Origin of the sequence: Rhizobium sp. CBN3 (assembly GCF_030518245.1) — a bacterium.
Lineage (GTDB): Bacteria > Pseudomonadota > Alphaproteobacteria > Rhizobiales > Rhizobiaceae > Rhizobium > Rhizobium aethiopicum_A.
Map to the genome: position 1 here is coordinate 1 of NZ_JAULSE010000036.1, position 23,007 is coordinate 23,007.

The 23,007-nt window shown below is 61.5% G+C and carries 23 protein-coding genes and 1 pseudogene; 15 read left to right on the top strand and 9 right to left on the bottom strand.

The genetic code is table 11. The features are described from left to right. The 13 genes and pseudogenes from QWJ46_RS28825 to QWJ46_RS28885 form a co-directional block, all read left to right on the top strand. A pseudogene (locus QWJ46_RS28825) lies at positions 1–115 on the top strand (S-(hydroxymethyl)glutathione dehydrogenase); the annotation flags it as partial. 2 nt (positions 116–117) lie between these two features. Continuing rightward, positions 118–954: an S-formylglutathione hydrolase gene (gene fghA, locus QWJ46_RS28830; protein ID WP_302755731.1), complete on the top strand. Its 837-nt coding sequence runs from the start codon at positions 118–120 to the stop codon at positions 952–954. 50 nt (positions 955–1,004) lie between these two features. After that, positions 1,005–1,577, top strand: coding sequence for an S-(hydroxymethyl)glutathione synthase (gene gfa, locus QWJ46_RS28835; protein ID WP_302755734.1), 573 nt, complete (start codon positions 1,005–1,007; stop codon positions 1,575–1,577). Positions 1,578–1,967: 390 nt separating this feature from the next. Further along, positions 1,968–2,684, top strand: a complete 717-nt coding sequence (locus tag QWJ46_RS28840; RefSeq protein WP_302755737.1) for a GntR family transcriptional regulator — start codon at positions 1,968–1,970, stop codon at positions 2,682–2,684. Then, on the top strand, positions 2,681–3,592 hold the full coding sequence (locus QWJ46_RS28845; protein WP_302755739.1) for a dihydrodipicolinate synthase family protein: 912 nt from the start codon (positions 2,681–2,683) through the stop codon (positions 3,590–3,592). Before QWJ46_RS28840 ends, QWJ46_RS28845 begins: the two co-directional genes overlap by 4 nt. Then, positions 3,585–5,102 carry an aldehyde dehydrogenase gene (locus QWJ46_RS28850; protein WP_302755741.1) on the top strand — a complete coding sequence of 506 codons (1,518 nt, stop codon included), beginning with the start codon at positions 3,585–3,587 and terminating at the stop codon, positions 5,100–5,102. The genes QWJ46_RS28845 and QWJ46_RS28850 overlap by 8 nt, the downstream gene beginning before the upstream one ends. Further along, positions 5,099–6,445, top strand: coding sequence for an FAD-binding oxidoreductase (locus QWJ46_RS28855; RefSeq protein WP_302755744.1), 1,347 nt, complete (start codon positions 5,099–5,101; stop codon positions 6,443–6,445). Before QWJ46_RS28850 ends, QWJ46_RS28855 begins: the two co-directional genes overlap by 4 nt. Before the next feature lie 78 nt (positions 6,446–6,523). Then, positions 6,524–7,375 (top strand): glycine betaine ABC transporter substrate-binding protein, encoded by an 852-nt coding sequence (locus QWJ46_RS28860; protein WP_302755746.1) that lies wholly within the window; start codon positions 6,524–6,526, stop codon positions 7,373–7,375. 83 nt (positions 7,376–7,458) lie between these two features. After that, positions 7,459–8,550, top strand: coding sequence for a glycine betaine/L-proline ABC transporter ATP-binding protein (locus QWJ46_RS28865; RefSeq protein WP_302755748.1), 1,092 nt, complete (start codon positions 7,459–7,461; stop codon positions 8,548–8,550). Positions 8,551–8,568: 18 nt separating this feature from the next. Further along, a complete protein-coding gene (locus tag QWJ46_RS28870; RefSeq protein ID WP_302755750.1) occupies positions 8,569–9,417 on the top strand; it encodes a proline/glycine betaine ABC transporter permease in 849 nt (282 codons plus the stop codon). Further along, complete coding sequence (locus tag QWJ46_RS28875; protein ID WP_302755752.1) at positions 9,414–10,265, top strand: proline/glycine betaine ABC transporter permease; 852 nt, start codon at positions 9,414–9,416, stop codon at positions 10,263–10,265. Before QWJ46_RS28870 ends, QWJ46_RS28875 begins: the two co-directional genes overlap by 4 nt. Before the next feature lie 16 nt (positions 10,266–10,281). After that, positions 10,282–11,280 (top strand): 4-hydroxyproline epimerase, encoded by a 999-nt coding sequence (locus QWJ46_RS28880; RefSeq protein WP_302755754.1) that lies wholly within the window; start codon positions 10,282–10,284, stop codon positions 11,278–11,280. Between the two features lie 29 nt (positions 11,281–11,309). Then, a complete protein-coding gene (locus tag QWJ46_RS28885) occupies positions 11,310–12,323 on the top strand; it encodes a GlxA family transcriptional regulator (RefSeq protein WP_184460361.1) in 1,014 nt (337 codons plus the stop codon). A gap of 13 nt (positions 12,324–12,336) precedes the next feature. Here QWJ46_RS28885 and QWJ46_RS28890 read toward each other — a convergent pair whose 3' ends face one another. The 3 genes from QWJ46_RS28890 to QWJ46_RS28900 are packed head-to-tail and all read right to left on the bottom strand — an operon-like array spanning position 12,337 to position 15,996. After that, a complete protein-coding gene (locus QWJ46_RS28890; protein WP_302755756.1) occupies positions 12,337–13,617 on the bottom strand; it encodes a Xaa-Pro peptidase family protein in 1,281 nt (426 codons plus the stop codon). Between the two features lie 47 nt (positions 13,618–13,664). Beyond that, a complete protein-coding gene (locus QWJ46_RS28895; protein ID WP_184460362.1) occupies positions 13,665–14,732 on the bottom strand; it encodes a hybrid-cluster NAD(P)-dependent oxidoreductase in 1,068 nt (355 codons plus the stop codon). Between the two features lie 10 nt (positions 14,733–14,742). After that, a complete protein-coding gene (locus tag QWJ46_RS28900) occupies positions 14,743–15,996 on the bottom strand; it encodes an aromatic ring-hydroxylating dioxygenase subunit alpha (RefSeq protein ID WP_302755758.1) in 1,254 nt (417 codons plus the stop codon). A 111-nt stretch (positions 15,997–16,107) separates the two neighbouring features. Here QWJ46_RS28900 and QWJ46_RS28905 point away from each other — a divergent pair, with 111 nt between their 5' ends. Beyond that, positions 16,108–16,995 carry a LysR substrate-binding domain-containing protein gene (locus QWJ46_RS28905; RefSeq protein WP_302755759.1) on the top strand — a complete coding sequence of 296 codons (888 nt, stop codon included), beginning with the start codon at positions 16,108–16,110 and terminating at the stop codon, positions 16,993–16,995. A 15-nt stretch (positions 16,996–17,010) separates the two neighbouring features. Here the strand turns inward: QWJ46_RS28905 and QWJ46_RS28910 are convergent, their stop codons facing one another. The 6 genes from QWJ46_RS28910 to QWJ46_RS28935 form a co-directional block, all read right to left on the bottom strand. Beyond that, positions 17,011–18,663 carry a DapH/DapD/GlmU-related protein gene (locus QWJ46_RS28910; RefSeq protein ID WP_302755761.1) on the bottom strand — a complete coding sequence of 551 codons (1,653 nt, stop codon included), beginning with the start codon at positions 18,661–18,663 and terminating at the stop codon, positions 17,011–17,013. Between the two features lie 167 nt (positions 18,664–18,830). Further along, a complete protein-coding gene (copD, locus tag QWJ46_RS28915) occupies positions 18,831–19,724 on the bottom strand; it encodes a copper homeostasis membrane protein CopD (protein ID WP_302755763.1) in 894 nt (297 codons plus the stop codon). After that, a complete protein-coding gene (gene copC / locus QWJ46_RS28920) occupies positions 19,721–20,086 on the bottom strand; it encodes a copper homeostasis periplasmic binding protein CopC (RefSeq protein ID WP_184460351.1) in 366 nt (121 codons plus the stop codon). The genes copD and copC overlap by 4 nt, the downstream gene beginning before the upstream one ends. A 96-nt stretch (positions 20,087–20,182) precedes the next feature. Beyond that, positions 20,183–21,556, bottom strand: a complete 1,374-nt coding sequence (locus tag QWJ46_RS28925; RefSeq protein WP_302755767.1) for a PepSY domain-containing protein — start codon at positions 21,554–21,556, stop codon at positions 20,183–20,185. An 82-nt stretch (positions 21,557–21,638) separates the two neighbouring features. Then, complete coding sequence (locus tag QWJ46_RS28930; RefSeq protein WP_302755769.1) at positions 21,639–22,040, bottom strand: DUF2946 family protein; 402 nt, start codon at positions 22,038–22,040, stop codon at positions 21,639–21,641. Positions 22,041–22,124: 84 nt separating this feature from the next. Next, on the bottom strand, positions 22,125–22,619 hold the full coding sequence (locus tag QWJ46_RS28935) for an Lrp/AsnC family transcriptional regulator (RefSeq protein WP_302755772.1): 495 nt from the start codon (positions 22,617–22,619) through the stop codon (positions 22,125–22,127). Positions 22,620–22,792: 173 nt separating this feature from the next. Between QWJ46_RS28935 and QWJ46_RS28940 the strand changes: the two genes are divergently transcribed. Then, a complete protein-coding gene (locus tag QWJ46_RS28940; RefSeq protein ID WP_302755775.1) occupies positions 22,793–22,999 on the top strand; it encodes a hypothetical protein in 207 nt (68 codons plus the stop codon). The last annotated feature ends 8 nt before the right edge of the window (positions 23,000–23,007 follow it).

A 23,007-nucleotide genomic window follows, 5' to 3' on the forward strand; every position in this document is an offset into this window, starting at 1 on the left:
GGGCAAGATCCAGATCGATCCGATGATCACCCACACCATGCCGCTCGAAGACATCAACAAGGGCTTCGACCTGATGCACAAGGGCGAAAGCATCCGCGGCGTGGTGGTCTACTAAGAATGAAAATGATCGCGACCGATAAGTCTTACGGCGGCACTCAGGGCGTCTACGTGAAACGCTCCGAGGCCTGCGATTGCGACATGACCTTCGCGGTATTCGTGCCGCCGCAGGCCGCCGCGGGCAAGCTGCCGGTTCTGTGGTATCTGTCCGGCCTGACATGCACGCATGCTAACGTCATGGACAAGGGCGAGTATCGGCGGCTTGCCGCCGAACTCGGTCTCGTCATCGTCTGCCCGGATACCAGCCCCCGCGGTGACCACGTTCCCGATGAGGCCGACAACTGGCAGTTCGGCAAGGGAGCGGGCTTTTACGTGGACGCCACCGAGCCGCCCTATTCGGCGAATTATCGCATGTACAGCTATATCGTCGACGAGCTGCCGCGGCTCCTTGCTGCGGAATTCCCGGTCGACATGGACCGTCAGGGGATCTTCGGTCACTCGATGGGCGGACACGGCGCGATCACGATCGCGCTCAAAAACCCGGACCGCTTCCGCAGCTGCTCGGCCTTTGCGCCGATCAGCCATCCCTCGGTCTCCGGCTGGTCGAAGCCGGCCTTCCGGAAATATCTCGGCGCCGATGAGGCGACCTGGCGGGCCTATGACGCCTGCTCGCTGATCGAGGACGGGCATCGCTTCCCCGAACTGCTCGTCGACCAGGGAACGGTGGATAGCTTCCTCGAAGACGGATTGCGCCCCGACGAGCTGAGACAAGCCTGCGAGGCGGCTGATATCAACCTCAAGCTTCGCATGCAGGAAGGCTACGGCCATTCCTACTTCTTCATTTCGACATTCATGGAAGACCATCTGCGCTGGCATGCGCAGAAGCTGACAAACTAGTTGCAGAGCTCGGCCGGGCATTTCGCAAACGGCCAGGGAGGAGAGAAGCAATGACCAGCATAGCCATACATCCGGCAGTGGATTCAGGCTTTCGAGCGACTGACGCTGCTTTCGCAGGCGGAACGCTTGTCTGCAACTGCACGAGCAATCCGGTCAAAGTGAGGATCAAAGGTGACATCGCGCACAACCACGTCTGCGGCTGCACCAAGTGCTGGAAGCCGAAAGGCGCCGTCTTCTCGGTTGTGGCCGTAGCGCCGACCGAAAGCGTCGAGGTGCTGGAAAACGGCGACAAGCTCGCTGTCGTCGATTCAGCCGCCTTGATTCAGCGGCATGCCTGCAAGGAGTGCGGGGTGCATATGTACGGGCCGGTCGAGCGCGAACATCCTTTCCAGGGATTGTCCTTCGTCCATCCGGAGCGCTTCCAGGAGGGCGGCTGGGCAAAGCCGACTTTTGCGGCCTTCGTATCGTCGATCATCGAAAGCGGCTTCGATCCCTCGAAGATGGACGCCGTCAGGGCGCAGTTGAAAGCATCGGGCCTCGAGCCCTATGATTGCCTCTCGCCCGGCCTGATGGACTATATCGCCACCTGGACCGCCAAGAAGAGCGGCGCCCTAGCCGCGTAATTTTTCGGGGGGCGCCGAACAGGCGCTCCCCGGATGCCGCCGCCATCCGCATGTCGGAACCTCCAGCGATGGCCGGCGCTTGCGGCTCTTGAAGCCCGATGATCGATCTCGGCCGGAGCCAAGCCCACCGACCTACCACGAGAATGCATGAGACGAACTCCGCGGAGGCTGCCTCCGGCGGAGCTTTTTGTCGTGCCCGTCACTTCCAAAATTAGCAGCGGCATCAAGCGTCCATCGGTGAAAAGGGTCTTCCTACCGTGGCTCTCAAACGCCCCGTCGATTGTGTAATCAACAAATTTTTAATGTGTACATAGAGTACACAATTGTTGACTCCGACCGGGCGGCGTGTCATCGTCCCAGCGTAGAGCAACAAACGGCCGGAGATCGACGATGGCGAAGACACCGAAGAGCAATCTCTACGAAGACCTGAAACGCCAGATTCTGACGATGGAGCTGGATCCGGATGCCGATCTGGACGAGGCCAGTCTGAGCGAGAAGTACGGGCTGTCGCGCACCCCGGTGCGGGACATATTCCGGCGCCTTGCCGGCGAGGGCTATATCGACATCCGCGAGAACAGGGGTGCGCGGGTCATTCCCATGAACCACTCGACGCTGCGCAATTTCTTCCTTGTCGCGCCAATGATCTATGCGGCGATCGGCCGCCTCGCCGTGCAGAACTTCAAGCCCGCGCAGCTTGTCGACCTGAGGCAGACCCAGGAACGGTTCCGGGCCGCCAGCGAGACCAAGGACCCGCTGGCGATGGTTCTGGAGAACAATCGCTTTCATGAAATCTTCGGTGAGATGTCGGGCAACGACTATCTGCAGCCGAGCCTCGGCCGGCTGCTCATCGACCACGCACGCATCGGCCACACCTTCTTCCGCCCAAGAAACGATGACATGCGGCGGCGGCTGCAAATTGCCGTCGACCATCATGACGGCTTCATCGAGGCTCTCGGTGCTCACGACGAGAGCGCCGTCGTCGACCTCGTTTTCGAACACTGGGAACTGTCTCGCGAGAACATGGAGATGTTCATCGCCCCGCAAGGCCTCAAGGCGGATGCCCATCTCGGCGGTCCGGCCACGCAATTATTGGAGAAGTCATCGTGAAATTTGAGGGGATCTATACGCCGGCGGTGACGCCGTTCGATAAGAACGGGCAGATCGACCGGGCCGGGTTTGCCGCCGTGCTCGAGTCCCTGATCGAGGCGGGCGTTCACGGCATCATCGTCGGCGGCTCGACGGGCGAATACTACGCTCAGAGCAGCCAGGAACGTTACGAACTCGCGGCCTATGCGAAGGAGGTGATCGGGACGCGGCTGCCGCTCATCATCGGCACCGGCGCCACGCGGACCGAGGATTCGGTCGAATACGCCAAATCGGCAAAGGAAATCGGCGCTGATGCGATCCTGGTGTCGTCGCCGCCATATGCATTGCCGACCGAACGCGAGAACGCGGTGCATGCGCTGACCGTCGATCGCGCCGCCAACCTGCCGATCATGCTTTACAATTATCCCGCCCGTATGGGCGTGGTGATGGGCGAGGAGTATTTTTCCCGCGTCGGCAAGTCGAAGAACGTCGTTGCCATCAAGGAAAGCTCCGGCGACATGGGCAATCTTCACCTGCTCGCCCGGAAGTTCTCGCACATCTCGCTCTCCTGCGGCTGGGACGACCAGGCGCTCGAATTCTTCGCATGGGGTGCGAAGAGCTGGGTCTGCGCCGGCTCCAATTTCCTGCCGCGCGAGCATGTCGCCCTCTATGAGGCCTGCGTCGTCGAGAAGAACTTCGACAAGGGCCGGGCGATCATGAGCGCGATGCTGCCGCTGATGGATTTCCTCGAATGCGGCAAGTTCGTCCAGTCGATCAAGCACGGCTGCGAGATCATCGGCCTGAAGGCCGGCCCGGTACGCGCGCCGCTGCGCGGACTGAACTCCGAAGAGAAAAGAACCCTTCAGACCGTCGTTTCCACGTTGAAGCGCACGGTCGGCCAGATCACGTCGGGAGCCAACCATGCATGAACCCTTGACCGCAGCCGAATACAAGGCGATCGCCGCCGGTCTTCAACTTCCGACGAATGCCTTCATCGACGGCGCATTCCGTCCGGCAAATTCCGGCAAGGCCTTCACCTCCACCAACCCGGCGACGGGTGAGGTCCTTGCCGAAATCGCAGCCTGTGATTCCAGCGACGTCGACTTCGCCGTCGAAAAGGCGAAGCAAGCGTTTGACGACGGGCGCTGGCGGCATCTCTCCCCGGGCGAGCGCAAGGAAGTGCTGCTGAAGCTCGCCAAGCTCATGGAGCAGAACAGGCATGAACTCGCCGTTCTGGAAAGCCTGGACAGTGGCAAGCCGGTGCGCGAATGCCAGACGGTCGACGTTCCCGATACCATTCATACGATCCGCTGGCACGCCGAGCTCATCGATAAGCTCTATGACAATACCAACAATGTCGGCGCCAATGCGTTGGCCATGGTGGTGCGCGAGCCGATCGGCGTGGTCGGCTGCGTATTGCCGTGGAACTTCCCGCTGCTGATGCTGGCCTGGAAGATCGGTCCGGCGCTCGCCGCCGGCTGCTCGGTCATCGTCAAGCCGGCGCAGGAAACGACGCTCACGACGCTGCGCGTTGCCGAGCTTGCACATGAGGCAGGTATTCCGGCGGGTGTGTTCAATGTCGTGACCGGCTCCGGCCGGGAGGTGGGCGAACCGATCGGCCTGCACATGGACGTCGATATGGTGGCCTTCACCGGATCGACGCCGACCGGCCGCCGCTTCCTGCGTTACGCCGCGGACTCGAACCTCAAGAAGGTCGTGCTCGAATGCGGCGGCAAGAACCCGGCGGTAGTGCTGGCGGATGCCGAAGACCTCGATCTTGTCGCCGAGCAGGTGGTCAACGGCGCCTTCTGGAACATGGGCGAGAACTGCTCGGCCACGTCGCGCCTGATCGTCCATGCCAGCATTAAGGACGAACTGCTGCAGCGTATCGGCGCCTATATGCGCGAATGGAAGACGGGCGATCCGCTGAACCCGGAAAACCGTATCGGTGCACTCGTCAGCAAGACCCATTTCGAGAAGGTGAAATCCTTCCTCGATGACGTGAAGAGCGAAAAACTCTCGCTCGCCCATGGCGGTGAGACTTATGAAGGGGTCTTCATCGAGCCGACGGTGGTCGATGGCGTCACGCCGAAGAGCCGGCTGTTCCAGGAGGAAATTTTTGGCCCCATCCTTTCGGTCACCACCTTCGAAAACCTGGCCGAGGCCACCGCACTTGCCAATGACACCAATTACGGCCTGACCGCGTCGATCTATACCGGCAGTCTGCGCAACGCGATCCGGCTCTCCCGCGACATTCGCGCCGGCCTCGTCACCGTCAATTGCTTCGGTGAGGGCGATGCCTCGACCCCCTTCGGCGGCTACAAGGAGTCCGGTTTCGGCGGTCGCGACAAGTCGGTCTTCGCCCACGACAATTATTGCGAGCTCAAGACCATCTGGATCGACATATCCGAACGGTCGGTCGACGAGACGATCCGATGACCCGCCATGTGATCAAGCACCTGCCGATCGATACCGGCGTTTCGGGATGGGAGGCGACCAGCGAACGCGCCTTTCCCGTAACGGCGCTTGAGCACGACATTACCGCCGACTGGCTGATCATCGGCGGCGGATTTGCCGGTCTGTCGGCGGCGCGCCGCCTCTCGCAGTCGCGGCCCCAGGACAAAATCGTCATCCTGGAGGCCCGCGAACTCGCCAAGGGTCCGGCCGGAAGGAATTCCGGCTTCATGATCGACGTGCCGCATAATCTGTCGTCGGGCGAGTATTCGGTCGCCGACGAAGCAGCGACGAAGGACGAGATTCGCCAGAACCGTCTGGCGATCTCCTTTGCCGCCGACGCCGCAGCCGAATACGGCCTGTCCGCAGAGACCTTCGATCCGGCGGGCAAGGTGAATGCCGCGGCTTCCGAGCGGGGGCTGGGGCTCAACGACAACTACCGGAAGTCGCTCGAAAAGATCGGCGAGGAACATCGCGTTCTCGACGCCGATCAGATGCGGGAGATGACAGGCTCGCGTTACTATCTCGGCGGGCTCTATACGCCCGGTGCCGTGATGATCCAGCCAGCCGATTATATTCGCGGCCTGGCACGCGGGCTTTTCTCGAAAGTCACGATTCACGAGCATTCGCCGGTTCTGGAGCTTGCGCGCGACGGCCGAACCTGGCGGGCAAAGACCGCGCGTGGTTCCGTTTCTGCGCCCAAGGTCATTCTGGGTGTAAACGGCCATATTCAGAGCTTCGGCCACTTCCGGGGCCGGCTGATGCACATCTTCACCTATGCGTCGATGACATCGGCCTTTTCCCAGAACGAATTCGGCGGCGATGTCACCGGCGTCGATCGATGGGCGCTGCTGCCGGCCGATCCGATGGGCGCAACGGTGCGCAAGATCACCAAGAACGGGCTTTCGCGAATCGTCGTCAGGACCAGGTTCACCTACGACCCGAGCCTCAAAGTATCGGAGAAGCGGGTCGCCGGCATTGCGGCCGAACAGCGCCGCTCGTTCGATGTCCGGTTCCCCGGGCTGGAGCGCCTTCCGATGGAGTACAGCTGGGCGGGTGCACTCTGCCTCAGCCGAAACCATGTGCCGGCGTTCGGTGAAGTCGAGGAAGGGCTCTTTTCCGCTTGCTGCGAAAACGGTCTCGGCACCGTCAAGAGCACCTTTGCCGGCATGATGGCCGCAGATCTTGCGACGGGAGCCGCAAGCCCCGAGCTCGACACATACAAGAACCAGCCGGAACCGACGAAATTGCCGCCCGAGCCCATCGCATGGCTCGGCATCAACTCGGTCATCCGCTTTCAGGAATTGCGAGCCGGCCGCGAGGGATGATCCCTCGGTCGGCGCAATATGAAGACTGCCGTCCGCAGGCTTCAATGAGAATGGGAACGAAAACCAGGAGTAACAACAATGAAGACTTTGTGGAAGGCGCTCTGCGCCGCTGCGGTGATCGGGATGAGTATTCTGCCCGCCCGTGCGGAAGAGAAGACGATTAATTTGGGCACGATGGCGTGGGAAGACCTGACGCCCATCACCGGCATCACCAAGAAGGTTCTCGAAGACGCCGGCTACACCGTGAAGGTGACCGAGTTCTCCGAATGGGGCATCGCCTATGCCGCTCTCGCCAAGGGCGATATCCAGGCTCTGACCTCGCAGACCGACTACGTGGCCCAGGACTATTGGGACAAGAACAAGAACCGTCTCGAAAAGATTTCGCCGGTGTCGCACGGCCTCTATCAGGGCGTCGCTGTTCCGAAATATGTTCCGATCGACTCGCTCGAACAGCTCAATGAAAACGCCGACAAGTTCGGCGGCAAGATCATCGGCATCGAACCGGGCGCCGGCCTGATGCGCGATACGGCGAATGCGGTCAAGGATTACGGCCTCAAGCTCCAGCTCGTCGAAGGCAGCACGGCCGCGATGACGGCGGCGCTGAAGTCCGCCTACGATCGCCAGGAGTGGATTGCGGTCACCATCTGGGAGCCGTCCTGGATGGTTCAGAAGTACGAGGTCAAGTACCTCAAGGATCCGAAGGGCGTCTTCCCGCCGCCGCAGAGCTACTACTGGATCGGCCATAAGGGCTTCTCCGAAGAATACCCGCATGCCCGCGAGGTCATGGCCAGCGTCTACGTGCCGATCGCCGACATCACCGCCATTAACGGCGAGGTCAAGGATGGCAAGACCATGGACCAGGCAGTGCAGGATTGGATCGGCACCCATGCCGACCTGATCAAGCGTTGGGAAAACATCAAGAAGAAGTGAGCACCTCGTGGCCGCCCGAACCGTCGGGCGGCCATCTTGAAACCTAATGAGAAGCCAGCGCCATTGGCTCAAAGGGGATCGCCATGAAAACCGTCAATATCGATGCCAAGGATGTCCTGATCGACTGCCAGTCCCTTTGGAAGGTCTTCGGGGGCAAGTCCGCTGCGGCGATGAAGTCGATCAAGGAGCGCGGTCTCGGCAAGAAAGAGGTTCTGCAGGAATTCAACTGCGTCGTCGGCGTCTCCGATGCGAGCATTCAGGTGCGGCGCGGCGAAATCTTCTGCATCATGGGGCTGTCGGGAAGCGGAAAATCGACGCTCATTCGCCTGCTCAACAAGCTGATTACGCCGAGTTCGGGCAAGGTTCTCGTTAAGGGGCGCGATCTCGCCAGCCTGTCGCCGGTCGATCTCCGGCAGATGCGCGCCAAGAATATCGGCATGGTGTTTCAGAGCGTCGCTTTGCTGCCGCACCGCACCGTCCTGGAAAATGCGGCCTTCGGGCTCGAAGTCCAGGGCATCGCGAAGGCGGAGCGAAACAAGACCGCCGCCGCCGCCCTCGAGAAAGTCGGCCTCGCCGACTGGGTGAGCCGCTATCCCAATGAGCTTTCCGGCGGCATGCAGCAACGCGTCGGGCTGGCCCGCGCCCTTGCCTCCGACCCCGAGATCATTCTGATGGACGAGCCGTTCAGCGCGCTCGACCCGCTGATCCGGCGCCAGCTTCAGGATGAATTCCGCCAGCTGACGAAAGCGCTCGGCAAGTCCGCGGTTTTCATTACCCATGATCTCGACGAGGCGATCCGCATTGGCGACCGCATCGCCATCATGAAGGACGGCGTCATCATCCAGACCGGCACGGCTGAAGAAATCATCCTCAACCCGGCCGACGCTTATGTGGCCGAGTTCGTCGCCGGCATATCCCGCCTGCATCTGATCAAGGCGCATTCCGTCATGAGCAGCGTTGCCGAATTTCAGCAGAGCGCTGCGAATTCCGACATCGCGTCGCTGGCGCGCACGACGCCGGACGCCGACATCGACGAGCTCATCTCTTTGACGATGCAGTCGGACCGCGACGCCATCGCCGTTGTGGATAACGATCGGGTTGTCGGCGTGGTTACACCGCGCAGCCTCCTGATGGGTGTCAAGGGAACCTCCGCCCCCGATCTGACGGCGGCGTGACCCAGGGAGCTGATTGACATGGACAGTTCAGCCTTCACCGACCTTTTCGACGAATGGACGGACTCCGCGCTCGAATGGGTGAGCGATAACGGGGAGTTCCTGTTCGACTATATCAGACAGCTTCTTGAGGGTCTCTATGATGGGATCCTCTGGCTCCTGGAGCTTCCGCCGTTTTATGTGGTCGCCCTGATCGTGGCGCTGATCGGCTGGCGGCTGGTCAATGTCTGGTTCGCGCTTCTCAGCGGCGTCGCGCTGGCGCTCTGTTTTTCGATGGGGCTGTGGCCGGAGACGATGAGCACGCTGGCTCTGGTCCTGACTGCCACTACGATCGCCTTGGCGATCGGCATTCCGATCGGCATTGCCGCCGGCTTCTTCACGGCTCTCGATCACTTCATGGAGCCGGGCCTCGATCTCATTCAGACGATGCCGCCGTACATCTACCTGCTGCCGGCAATCGCTTTGCTCGGTTACGGGCCGGCGACGGCGCTGATCGCCACCGTGATCGTCGCCGTACCGCCGGCCATCCGCCTGACCTCTCTCGGCATCCGCATGACGCCCAAGGAATTCATCGAGCTCGGCGAGGCACTCGGGATGACGCCGGGGAAGATGTTTTTCAAGATCCGCCTTCCCTTCGCACTGCCGAGCATCATGGCGGGCATCAACCAGAGCCTGATGATGGCTTTCGGTATGGTTGTCATCGCCGGCATCGTCGGCTCCGGCGGGCTCGGAGAGACGATCTATGGCGCGATCAGGACGCTCGATATCGCGACCTCGATCAATGCCGCGATCGCAATCGTGGTACTGACCATGGTGATTGACCGGATAACCCAGAGTGCTGCCCGCCTGGGAACAGGGAGGAAGTCATGAATCCTGCGGACCTGCAGTTTTCGCCGGGCGCTTTCCTGGCTCCATCAGTCGATTGGCTCAACACCAATCTTCATCCGCTGTTTGCGGCCATCAGCACTGTGGTCGAAACGGTCCTGTCTGCAATCGAAGCTGCACTCCTCTTCGTGCCGCCGTATGCGATGATCGCCATCGTCGTCCTGCTGGCATTCTTCGCCGTCAGCCTGCGCGCCGCGATCCTCGCCGGCCTTTGCCTCGGCTTCTGCCTTCTTGTCGGGCTGTGGACGGCGTCGATGCAGACGCTTTCGCTGGTGACCGTCGCCGTCATGATCTCGGTTCTCATCGCCTTCCCGATGGGCGTGCTTTGCTCGCGCTATAAGACATTGGAGGCGGTGGTGCGCCCGGTTCTCGACGTGATGCAGACCGTGCCGCCATGGGTCTATCTCATTCCGGCGGTGATGATCTTCAGCCTCGGGCGCGTGCCGGCCATCATCGCTACGATCGTCTATGGCATTCCGCCGATGCTGCGCCTGACGACGCTGGCCTTCAACCAGGTGCCGAAGGTATTCATCGAGCTCGGCAGCGCCATCGGCGCACCGCCTCGCTCGATCCTCTGGAAGATCGAAATCCCGCTCGCCAAGCAGACGCTGCTCGTCGGCCTCAATCAATGCATCCTTCTGTCGCTTGCGATGGTGGTGCTCGCCGGCCTCGTCGGTGCCGGCGGTCTCGGCGCGGAAGTGACGCGGGGTCTGACGCGCATGGAGATGGGGCTCGGCCTCAGAGCAGGCTTGGCGATCGTCGCAGTCGCTCTTCTGCTCGACCGACTGTCCCGCGGCCTGCTCGACCGCGACAGGATGCCGAAGGCGAGATGAGGAGGGAGGGTAGAGGATGAGAAACAGCTTCTTCTGCATTGATGCGCATACTTGCGGTAACCCTGTTCGTCTCGTCGCCGGCGGCGGCCCGTTGCTGCCGCATGCGCCGATCAGCGAGCGCCGGGAGATTTTCGTCCGCGACCATGACTGGGTGCGCAAGGCGCTGATGTTCGAGCCGAGGGGGCATGACATCATGTCGGGTTCGATCATCTATCCCGCCTATCGGCCCGATTGCGACTTCGCCGTGCTGTTCATCGAGGTAAGCGGCTGCCTGCCGATGTGCGGCGCCGGCACCATCGGCACCGTGACCGCCGCGATCGAGGAAGGGCTGATCAAGCCGCGCGCGCCTGGAAGGGTCGCGATCGAAACGCCGGCGGGCAGGGTCGACGTCACCTATGAGGAGAAGGATGGATATGTAGATTCCGTTCGTCTCCACAATGTCGCGAGCTATCTCCATGAGGCCGATGTCGCGGTGGATGTGCCCGGAATGGGCCGCCTGCGCGTCGATATTTCCTATGGTGGCAACTATTATGCAGTCGTCGAGCCGCAGGAGAACTGGAGCGGGCTCGACGGCATGAGCGCATCCGACATCGTCGCCTGCAGCCAGAGGCTCAGGCATGCGCTTGCCGGTGTCTGCAATCCCGTTCATCCCGATGATGCCAGGATATCGGGCGTGCATCACGCGATCTGGTGCGATCGTCCCGTCAACGACGTGTCGGACGGGCGCTGCGCGGTCTTCTACGGCGAGAAGGCGATAGATCGCTCGCCGGGCGGTACCGGCACATCGGCGCGCGTGGCGCAGCTGCATGGAAAGGGACGGCTTACCGTCGGGTCGAGCTACCGTCATGAAAGCCTGATCGGAACCATCTTCGAGGGCCGTGTGGAGGCCGAGGCAAACATCGGGCCTTATCGCGGCATCCTCCCGAGCATCGGAGGCTGGGCGCGGGTCATCGGCCACAACACCATTTTTGTTGACGACCGCGATCCGCTGGCGCACGGTTTTCAGATCAGATGAGCGCGTTCAGGAACGGTGATGAGATGAATATGCGACCTGGGCAGCATCGGCAGGCAGACGGCGCCGCGAAACCCACCGCCCGGCTCAAGGTTGGATTCGTTCTGTCGCGGTCGTTCACGCTGTCCGCCTTCGCGCTGTTCGTGGATACGCTGCGGCTTGCCAGCGACGAGCAGGACCGTTCCGGAAGAGTACTTGCCGACTGGCAGGTGATCGGCAGCACGCGGCACCTGATCACTTCGAGCTGCGGCGTCCAGGTCGCTCCGACGTCGGACTTCGTCGATCCCGCACGCTTCGACTATATCGCCGTCGTCGGCGGCCTTCTGAGCGTGGAGAACCCCGTCGACCAGCAGACCATCACCTTCCTCAAGCAGGCGGATGCCAAGAAGGTGCCGCTGATCGGCGTGTGCACCGGTACGTTCATCCTTGCCGCGGCGGGGCTGATGAAGCGGCATGAATCCTGCGTCAGCTGGCTGCATTACAAGGAGTTCCGCGAGCGGTTCCCCGAACTCAGCGTTCGCTCCGACCGGCTTTTCAATCTCGATCGCCAGCGCGGATCCTGCGCCGGCGGCAGCAGCAGTGCCGATATGGCGGCGCTGCTGGTCAGGAAATACATCAGCCGCGATGCCGAACGGAATGCGCTTGAAGTGCTGCAGATCGAGAAGGCCCGCGCTCCGGCCGACATTCAGCCCCGGCGTCCGCTCTACGACGATTATGACGACGCCCGCGTCAAGGCGGCGATGATTACCATGGAGCAGTTCGTCGACGGCAGCATGCCGATCGAGAAGCTTGCCGCCATGGTCGGGCTCTCCAGGCGGCAGCTGGAGAGGATCTTCATCGAGAAGACCGGTATGTCGCCCGCCAAGGCCTATAATCGCGTCCGCATGGAACGGGCAAAATCGATCCTCGCCCAGTCGAAGGCGCCGCTGATCGAGATCGCGCTCGATGTCGGCTTTGAAAACGCCTCGCAGTTCACGAGAACGTTCAAGCGCACATTCGGGCAGACGCCCTCGCAGCATCGCGCCGCGGCTTTGAGAGCGCACTGAACGCAGCAACCTTTCAGATCTCTTCCCAGGGAAAGCTGTCCAGCCGCTCCGCGCCCGTCGCTGTGACCAGGGCCTGGCTTTCCAGCTTGATGCTTTCGGAGCCGGCCTCGGCGATCAGGCTTTCGACGTTCAGCACCATGCCTTCCTCGATGATGCCGGTGAAATCGGGATCGAAATCCGGATGCAGCAGCACTCCCGGCCACTCATCCGCCATGCCGGTTCCGTGCAGGGCGAGGGTGTAGCGATAAGGCTGGTATTTCTCAGGAATCTGCCACGACAGCTCGTTGAATTCGCCGAAGGTCATTCCCGGCCGAATGACGGAAAGATTGTGCTCGATCTGAGCCCTGGCTGCGGAGTAAAGCGCCTTCTGCTTGGCGTTCATGGCGACATGGCCCGCCGTCCATGAGCGCGAGAGATCCGCGCAATAGCCGTAGGGGCCGATCATGTCGGTATCGAAGGAGATCATCTCGCCGCGCTTGACGACATAGTCCGAACATTCCTGATACCAGGGATTGGTTCTCGGACCCGCGGTCAGCAGCTTGGTTTCAAGCCACTCGCCGCCGCTGCGCGCATTTTCGAAGTGCAGCTCGGCCCAAATCTCGCGCTCGGTGCGGCCGGGCTCGGAAATCTCGTACATCCGCGCCATGCCGGCTTCGCAGACGCGGATCGTCCACCGCATCAGTTCGATTTCCTCGGCGCTCTTGATCGACCGCGCCCGTTCGGCCAGTTCCTGGCCGTCGAGCAGCGTCAATCCGCGTTCTCTGAGTTCGAAAGCGCCCGCCGGCTCGAGCCGGTCCACCGCGATGCGCCTGTTGCCGCCATCGCCGGTGGCAAGGGCGGTGATCTCGTCGGCCCAGGCTTTCATGCGCGGCTCCATCAGGTTTCCCGCCGTGAAGAATATCCACGACTTCGCCGGCCGGACCTCGTCGATGCCGGGCAGCCCGTCATTGACGTGTTCGGCGCCTTCGAATTCGAACAGGATCGCCGGGCCATCGGCGAGGATCAGGGCGTAGCGCGACGGATTGTGCATCGTCCATATGCTCATATTCGACGAGTCGAAAGCATATCGGATGTTGACGGGATCGTAGAGCAACAGGGCGCCGCAATCCCATTCACGCATCTTCAAGCGCAGCCGCTCCAGCCGGTAGCGGCGCGCCCGGTCGAGCGTTGCGGCCGGCACGGGGCTGATCAAAGGCAGGTCAGCTCCCTCTGGATTGAGATAGGCCTGCTTTCTCTCGTCCTTGAAAACCGTCGAGCCGGACGGCTCGGTGGAACAGCTTTCGTCTCGCAGCATCCGAGGCAATCCTTCCTGTCCGTGAATGGGGGTGGGGTGAGCGACGCTCAGCGCTCGATGACGAGATCGCTGAGCGGCTTGGAGCAGCAGGGCAGGAAGAAGCCGGCGTCGATCTCGCGTTGCCGGATACCGCCCTTATGGTTCATCTCCACCGAGCCGGAGACAAGCTTCGACTTGCAGGTCCCGCAGACCCCGTTCGAACACGAGGAGGGCAGGCGGACGCTGCCTCTCTTTGCCGCGGCAAGCACGGTCTGGTCTGTCGGGACTTCCAAGGTCTTGTTCTGTTTCGCGAATTCGACCTGGAAAGTCCTCGCCGCCGGCTGTGCTTCGACGTCGAGGCCCGGCTCGTCGATGACCGCGGCGTCGAAGCTCTCTTCGATATAGTTTTCTGCCGGGACGCCCAGAGCCGCCGTGATCGAACGCGCCGCCGCCATGAACGGCGCGGGACCGCAGCACATGACGACGCGTTCGGCGATGTCGGGAACGGCAAGCTTGAGGAATTCCGGCGAGATCCGGCCGGTCAGCCCTGGCCATGATAATTCGCCGGCGACCGTCTCGGGAAGAAATTGGAGACGCAGTCCCTTCATCCTCGCTGCGAGCCCCGAAAGGTCGTGGCGAAAGATCAGATCGGCAGGCGTTCTCGCCGCGTGCAGGAAGACGATGTCCGACGCTTCGTAGCGGTCTGCCAGATCACGTGTGATCGACATGACAGGCGTGATGCCCGAACCTCCGGAGAGGAGCAGAAGCTTGATCTTCTCGCCCTTGGGCCGGATGAAATGACCAAGCGGTCCCTGACCCTTGACGGTCATGCCTGGCGCCATGTGGTCGTGGAGCCAGTTCGATATCCTGCCGCCGGGAACACGCTTGACCGTCACCGTAAAGGCATTGCTTCGATGGGGCGACGACGAGATGCTGTAGCACCGCGCCTCGCCATCCGAACCGCTGGGGAAGTCGAACAGAAAGTACTGGCCGGCATCGAAGTGGAAATGCTTGCCTTCGGGAGACGCGAACGTGAAGCTTTTCACGTCATGCGTCTCCTGATGGACGTCGAGACAGACGAGGGTCTCGTCAGTCTCCGGATCCCAGACCTGCTGCGCGCTCTGACCTAGACGCATGGATGTGAGATCAATACCCATGGGCGCGCATCCGGTCGATGTACCAGGTGGCGAACTTGTCGAGGTTCGTCTCGGAGAAGCGGGAATAGGGTCCCGGCCGATAAGCGGGATCGAGAGCGCCGGCATGGGAACGGGCGACGAGGTCGGCGTCCTGATCCGTCGTTGCGACCCAGACATCCGTCATTTTGTCGAGATCGTAATCGACCCCTTCGACGGCATCTTTGTGGACCAGCCATTTGGTGCGGACCAGCGTCTTGCCCGCCGAAAGCGGGATGACGGTTGCGACGACTGCATGGTCGCCCATGAAGTGGTTCCAGCTGTTATGACCCCAGAGATGCGTGTCGCCGAGATCCTTGCGGGTGATGTGACCGAGCAGCTTGGAGGATGCGGCGGTGGCATCGGGGGTCTGGGATTCGCCGGCGCCTGCTATGATCAGCCGCTGCGTGCGGAAGTTTGTGGCGCAGTCGGTGAGCTGCTCGATGGCAGCCGAGGGGAAACCGTCGGCCTCCCATGCCTGCGTGCGTTCCTCGTAAAGGCGGAAATGCTCCTCTGCCTGCTCACGGTCTTCCGGGCTCAGCGTTTCAGGGTCGAAGCCGAAGTCGAGATCGACGAAGGAGACGCAGAGCTCCGGGTGGTTGGCGGAGCAATGGTAGCATTCGCGATTGTTTTCCATCGTCAGCTTCCAGTTGCCGTCCTCGACGACGTCGGTCTGGTGGGCGATCTTGGCGTTGCGGATGTCGTAGGGAGCGAGACGCTCGACCATCGCCTGTTCGAGGCCGGCAATGTCCTCGGGCGGATTGTCGGAGAGGCAGACGTAGATCAGCCCGCCGATCGATTTGAAGGTAACCGGCTTCAGGCCGTGACAGTCCTTGTCGAAATCCTTGCCCATATGAGGGGCGTAGCTGAGTTCGCCCGTCAGCTCATAGGTCCAGGTGTGGTAGGGGCAGACGAGCTTCGAAACGATCGTCTTGCCCGGATTGAGAAGGCGGGAGCCGCGATGGCGGCAGACATTGTGCAGGACGCGAATTTCGCCGTCGTCGTCGCGCAGGAGGATCAGGCTCGTCTTGCCGATATCGATCACCGTGGCGTCGCCGGGTTCGGGAACGTCGCAGTCGAGGCCGACGCAGATCCAGTGCTTGTGGAAGAAGACGTCGATGTCAGCTTCGAACACATCTTCCCTGGTGTAAAGGCCGGCCGGCAGCGAATGGCCGTCGGCACGGGCTTCGAGAAGGGCCGAAATCGAAGATGGAAGCCTATTTAGCATGAGAACCTCTTATGTGAGAGTTTCCCTAGATTGCCCTTGCAGTTACAGGGTTTCAACGGCATAAAAAATCAAGCTCGCATAAGCTTTTATCATGCGAAAAGAGGTTTGAAGATGCAGTTCCGAAAACGGCTCCCGTCGCTGACGGCACTGGTGACGCTGGAAGCGGTTCTGCGCAGGAAGAGCTTCACCACGGCCGCGACCGAGCTCGGCGTCACCCAGGCCGCGGTCAGCCGCCAGATCGCCTTGCTGGAAGAGGAACTCGGCCAGCCGCTGTTCCTGCGCAAGCACCGGGCGATTGAGCCGACGGCAGCCTGCGTCAGCCTCGGCGCGACGCTCGCCAAGAGTTTTGCCGATATCGCCGAAAGCGTGGAGGCGATCCAGTCGCGCAGCCAGGACGTGGTGACGATCGGGGCGACCGTCGCCTTCTCGTCCTTCTGGCTGCTGCCGCGGCTCGCCGAATTCCGCCGGGCGAATCCCGGAATTCTGGTCCGGGTGATATCCCAGGACAGTCCGATTGCGCTCGACGGCGGAGAGGTCGATGTGGCGATCCGCTACGGCCTGCCTCCCTTCAGCGATGGAACCGTCATCGCCTCGCGCAGCGACGTCATCTCCCCCGTCTGCTCTCCGGATTATCTCAGGCGTCGGGGAGATGGTCCGCTCGGCCCAGCGGACGAATTCATCGAAACGGATGTTGTCGACCGTTCCTGGTACAACTGGTCGCAATGGGTTTCGCTGACCGGCTCCAGTATCGAGGTCAAGCCGTCGCTGCGGTTCAACCATTATACCGAGAGCATCGCGGCGGCGCGCGCCGGGCAGGGGATTGCGCTCGGATGGCGCCTGCTGGTCGGCACCTTTCTCGAGGACGGGACCCTGGTGCGCGCTGAGGATAGCGAGCTTGCCGCAGAGGGGCGTTACAACGTGATCGTGCCCGTCAAAGCCAAGCGCAGCAATGCTCGCGACCTCGCCGCCGCCTGGCTGACGGGGTCGCTGCATGGTTGATCGGAAAAGCCAAGGTTACAGACCCAACCCGGGCGTTGCCGTCCGGTGCACGCCTTTGGGAACGAACGCGAAGCGATCTGCCAAGCCGAGGAAATTGGCGGCCAAGTGAATGACCGAAAGCCACATTTCCGTGCCCTGCAGGCTGGGTTCACCGCCGTCGGCAAAAGGAAATCCCTCGCCGTCCCGCCATCTGTCCCGCGCCCTTGAGATGAGATTGCGCGCAATCGCCTCCCCATCGGCTCTCCTGTATTCGGTTTGGCGGGCAATCAGTAGCAGAGGGTGGATCGTATCGAGCAGGTTGCAGGCATTGTATTTCTCCGCAACGAAACCTTTGTGATTGCGATAGTTCAAGTGAATCGTTTCGAGTGCGGCATGCGGGTGCGGAAGCGCAACGCCGAATTGGGCATAGGTGCCGCGCGTCAGCCGATAAAAGCCGTTCACCGGCTGCAGCCATCCCTCCAGCGCTGTCGGCTCGCCCCAAAGGCCGGAGACGCCGTCGGCATGCCGGCTCAGCCACTCGAAGAGCGCCTGCCGCGGATGCCGAATGCCGAAATACTTCGCATTGAAGTACATAGCGGTGCCGATGGCATCGACGACGCTGCCGGCGTGCCATGCCCTGCTTTGCCATGGCAGCGCGCTGAGCCATCGGTCGAGGTCCTGAGCGTCGAGCCGAACGGCCTGGACAGGGTGCCGCGGGCTGGAGCCGAGCAGCTCCAGCGCATATCCAACCGAAAGGATGTTGTAGAGCGCCTTCGGATCATCCCTCAGGGCTTTGTCCGGCACGCGCGCATGCTCTTCCGGGAAAAGGCCGGTCGCCGGTTCCCGGAGATCTTGGAGACGTTCGATGGTCTCCGACGGATCGATGTCCGGCGGCACGTGGCCGAAGCCGGCGGCAATTTCGATCGCGTCGCACAGATGCCGGATCGCCGGCCGCCTGATGCCGTCCGCTTCCAGCGATTCATAATTTCCCTGGGTTTTCCAACGCGCAAGAATATCCGGCCATTGTTCTTGTGCCTTCTGCCCGAGCTTGAGCAATTGATCTTCGGTGTTGCCCGTGCCCGATTTTTCGGCGGCCGAACCCCGGCTTCGCAACACCCGGGCGGGAACGCCGCCGGCAATCGCCATGGCGGGAATATTGCCGGTCACGACCGCCCCGGCAGCGATCACGGCGCCGTTTCCAATCGTGACGCCGTCGAGGATCACGCAATTGGCGCCGATCCACACATCGTCGCCGATCGTGATGCCGAGGCTGACGACGCCCTGGCGGTGTATCGGCAGATCAGGATCGTCGAAGCCATGATTGAAGCCGACGATCGATGCATGCGAGGCAATGCGGACCCCATTGCCGCACGTCACCTTGCCGGAAACGCAGGCATAGGGATTGACGGAACAATCGTCGCCGAGGATGACATCGCCACGCACGAGCGCGTGGCCCGCAATCCACGACCGCTCGCCCATCGTCAGGCTTTCGGTGAAGATTGCGGCATTCTCGGCGATGTAGGACGTCTCGGCCAAAGCTGCACCGCATGACCGCCGAAGCTCCGCCTTGCGAGAAAGGAGCGCGGGATGATGAAGATCCGATGGGATGCGTTCCCAGGGGAGATATTGCAGCCTGCGCGCTTCCTTATCCTCGCTCGCCGGTGCTTGCGGGCTATTGGCGTGATCCATCCTGTTCCTCATTCTCAGGTTCGGTCGCCGAAGACTCGTTTATGTCAAGCGATCCATCTCCTGGCGGTATCAGACGCCGTGAGCGGTTCGAAAGCAAGATGCAGAGAATGGGCCGGTCGCTGGCCGTTTGCCTCGATGCGGTCGTTGCGCCATGCCTCCAGCGTGACTTACATGGCAACCGGCTCAAGCATGCCGAACCATGCCACCAGACCGACGACCGCAAGCGCCAGGACGATTTCGACAACGGTTCCGATCCTGAGTGCCGTCACAGCTCCACGAGACCAGGAGAGTTTTGGCACGAGCATATACCTGTGGAGGATGGCCAGTCCGATCATCGACAGGACGAGCAGGATCTTCAGGGAAAGCAGAAGCTGATAGGTAACGGACCAGTCGAGCGGGAAACTGCCGATGATCAGGAACATGTTGGCGACGCCGGAGATCAAAACCGCACCGACTGCGACGTGGCCTGCCGTGGAGAAACGGACGAGCGCCGTCGCCGCGTCGCGGCCGGCCTGGCGATCTGACAGCAGCGGCAAAATGTACGCGACCGGGATCAGCGCCCCGAACCAGGCGCCTCCCGCCAGGACATGGACGATATCGTTGCCCCGATGCAGTGCGCGAAGCCAGCCGGTGTTCATGGCGGCATGGCCGCTCGCGGCAAGACCGGCCAGCAGGAATCCCGCCGCGACCGTCATGGTAGCGGCCCGCAATCGCATGGGCGCCGCGATATATGCGAGCAAAAGCGCAGCGGTTCCTGCCGCCTGCCAGATCCACGCCGTGCCGATCGCAGTGTCGGAAAGAACATCCAGCATTGCACTGAAATCAAATGCCTGCGCCCAGTCTTCACTGAGGATCGCGGACCTGAACGGGAGAGCAACGATCGTTGCGGCGACGATGCTGCCGAGGGCAAGGGCTTGAAGCCAATATTGCCGTGCCCAGATATTCCCGGAAAGGGAAGCGGGAACGAGCAGCCACAGATATGCGGAGCTGCCCCACAGATACAGGGCAGCGATGTCCAGGAAAAAGCGGCAAGCGATATAGGCTGTCTCGGGCGTGATCACGGCTTGACGGTGAAGATATAGCTGCCGCTGGTCTTATGTCCGTCGGTCGAAAGCACATGCCAGTCGACGGTGTAGTCGCCTGGTGCCAGCGTTGTGGGAACCGGAACCGTCAGAACCTTGCCATCGTCCTTCAGCCCGGCTTCGCCAAGCTTGATGTCCTTCTTGCCCGGGTCTGTGACCTTTACGCCGCTGAACTTGAGATCGAGTTCCTCGGTGAAAGTCAGGTCGAGTTCGCCGGGAGAGATGACGGACGCCTTCTCCGCCGGGCTCGAAGTTTTCAGGTGGGCGTGAGCCAAGGCCTGGCCGGCGGCCACGGCCGTCACGATCAGTGCGATGGAAGCGATGCGGGGGAGTTTCGACATAGTCATCTCATCTGTTTCCTTTGAAGTTGCCAGTTGGAGCGGTCGTTTGTCAAAGTTTCGTCGAAGGGCGGATGCGATCGTCTTCATCGACATCTCTCAAGCGAAGGCACGCCGAAGCGGCGGGATCGTGCGAATGATGGCCTGGTCGACCGCGATCATCAGCAGGATGGCGAGACCGGTCAGCGGAAACGCCAGGGCGAAGACGGCCGCGATGATCCATAGGCCGATATAAACCGATCGCCGCGGCGGCAGCGGCGGAACCCCCACACGTCCGGACGGCCGCCTCTTCCACCACATGACGACGCCGGTCACGCAGGAAAGAATGATCGCCAGGCAGGTGGCAAGCATCAGGAATTGATTGACGCGACCGAATTCGCGCCCCTGGTGGACGTTGATGCCCCACTCGATGGCTCTTCCGAAAATCGGATACTGGCCGTAGGAGATATCGACGAGCGGTTTGCCGGAATACTGGTCGATGTGGATCATCCGCTCCTTGGCGAGGTCATCGGGATAGATCGCCGCCGAATAGACGCCGGTTTCACCGGAAGGCATGGCAATGTCGAAACCCGGCGTCAGACCGGCGGCCTTTGCGATTTCGACGGCCTTGTTCAGGTCGATCGGCTTCTTCGATTGGGCGGCGGCAAGGTCGGAGAGCGGGACTGGAGCTTGTTCGACCGTCCAGCCGGCCACAGGCAGGATGTCCTGGGTAACCTTCTGCGATTTCGGCACATCGTCCCAGAGCTGCGTGGGATAGCCCAGGCCCCGGCTTCCAAGCCAGGCCTGCACGTTCGAACCCCAGTAGCCCGACCACGGCATGCCGGTGATCGCCAGGAAGAAGATCAGGATGCCCGCGAAGGCGCCGGTTACGGCATGCAGGTCACGCCAAAAGACGCGCCGGGCCGGTGTGCCACGAATGGTGACGACGCCGCCCGTCTGGCGGCGCGGCCACCAGAGATAGATGCCTGTCACGACAAGCACCATGGCGAATCCGCCGGCAATCTCGATCAGCTTGTTTGGAAGGCGCCCAAACAAAGCAAGACTATGGATGCGCTTGACGACGTAGTTGAACTCTTCGGTCGAGCCGACCGTATCGAGAACCTTGCCGTTATAGGGATCGATGAAGACGAGCGTTGAGCCGGCATCGCCTGACACCGTGACGATGGCCGAGCGCTCCGGCGTTGCCGGGTCCTTGTAGGAGGTGACAGCAGAGCCGGGGACGGCGGCCATCGCGATCTCCACCAGCTTTTCCGGCGCCAGCGGTTGGCCGGAAGCGACGACGTCATAGCGGTAGGCGAAGACGCTTTCATTGATCTCGTTCTTGAAGAGATAGAGCGAGCCGGTGATCGCGAGGTTCAGCATGAAGGGAATGACGAGAAGTCCGGCGAAGAAGTGCCAGCGCCAGATGGCGCGATAAAGCGAGACGCCGGGTACGGCGTTTTCCGCCGGAGCGGCGGAAGTGATGGTCGACATGATGAAATTTCCGAATCCGTGGCCGCTGGCAAATGAGCAGCCGTGAACAAAGGGGACGCCTCAGCGGGGCCGATGCGCTGGTTCAGGTCAGGATCGGATCGGAAGGAGGAGCTCTGGGACCGGTATTGGGTGGGTAAATTTGCCGGTGGAAGGCTTCGACGCGGATGGGAAGATCCACCCGAAGGGAAAATGCAACAGCTTTCCCGACGATGTCTGCAGGTGGCGGAAGCAGAACGGAAGCACTGATCCGGCACGCTTCGCAGCCATGATTGTGGAACTTGTGATCAGTGCCCGTCTTGCCTTCGTCGTCTGCGACCGTGACGCAAAGCGTAGGCAGCGTCCCGTCCGGAAGCACATATTCGGCAAGGTTGATGGGGGTGGCCGCAATCGCCGGGGATTGGTGCGCAAATCCGACAGACACGAGCGCAACGGCGCACAGAATGCGCACCAGCCATTTCCCGATCATGTCCAAACGACTTTGCATGGTTCCCCCGCCATCCGGCGTGAAAACTTGATAAAGCTGCCGAGCCGAAAGCTCAATGCGGCAATGTAGCCGCAGGGTCAATGATCACGAAAGACTCGAACCGAACTTGTCCCAGCCTTCCTTGATCGTTTCCATCGCGACGTTAGTCGAGGTGTTGGCAACATGCGGCAGCGTCGAGATGCGCTCGCCGAGGACACGGCGGTAGCGGCCGATGTCGCGAGTGCGGATTTTTAAGAGATAGTCGAACCTGCCGGCGATCATGTGGCACTCCTCGACTTCCCTGATTTTCTTGATGGCGTCGTTGAAGCTTTTCAGCGCCGCCTCGCGGGTGTCGGAGAGCTTCACCTCGACGAAAGCGATATGATCGAGCTGCATTTTCGCCGGATTGAGGACGGCCTTGAAGCCTTCGATATAGCCGTCGTTGATCAGTCGCTTGAAACGGAGCTGGCAGGGTGTCTTCGAGAGGCCGACGCGTGCCGCCAGATCGGTGATCGACAGCCTTCCGTCCTCGGCCAGCGCTGCGAGGATCTTTCTGTCGAACTGGTCCAATTCACTAAAGACGTCGGATTCTGTGGCCATTTGAACTATCTCTGATCGCTTTATAAGTTCATACAGCTTGTAAACCGCCAAAATCAAGTGAGATCGCGATTTGCGGCTGTGATAGATTATGCGTCGGCAATGGGAGGAAGGCGTGAGCGCCTGGCGCATTGCCGGGATCGGCGGTGGCGTCGCACCAAAAATGGGAATCACGGATGCATCAGAAACAAGCGGATGACGATCGGAAACCCGACCTGCTCGTTCACTACAGGCCGGTGGCGATAAGAGCGGTTGCGGCGGCATTCACCGTCAAGCGCGACAAGCCGGATGCGCGCCCGCTTCGCGAGACGGAATATTCCGGCCCCGCTTTTATGGATGATGCGCTCTGGGATGACGAGCCCGGTGTTCCATTTATCCGTTAGACGAAACA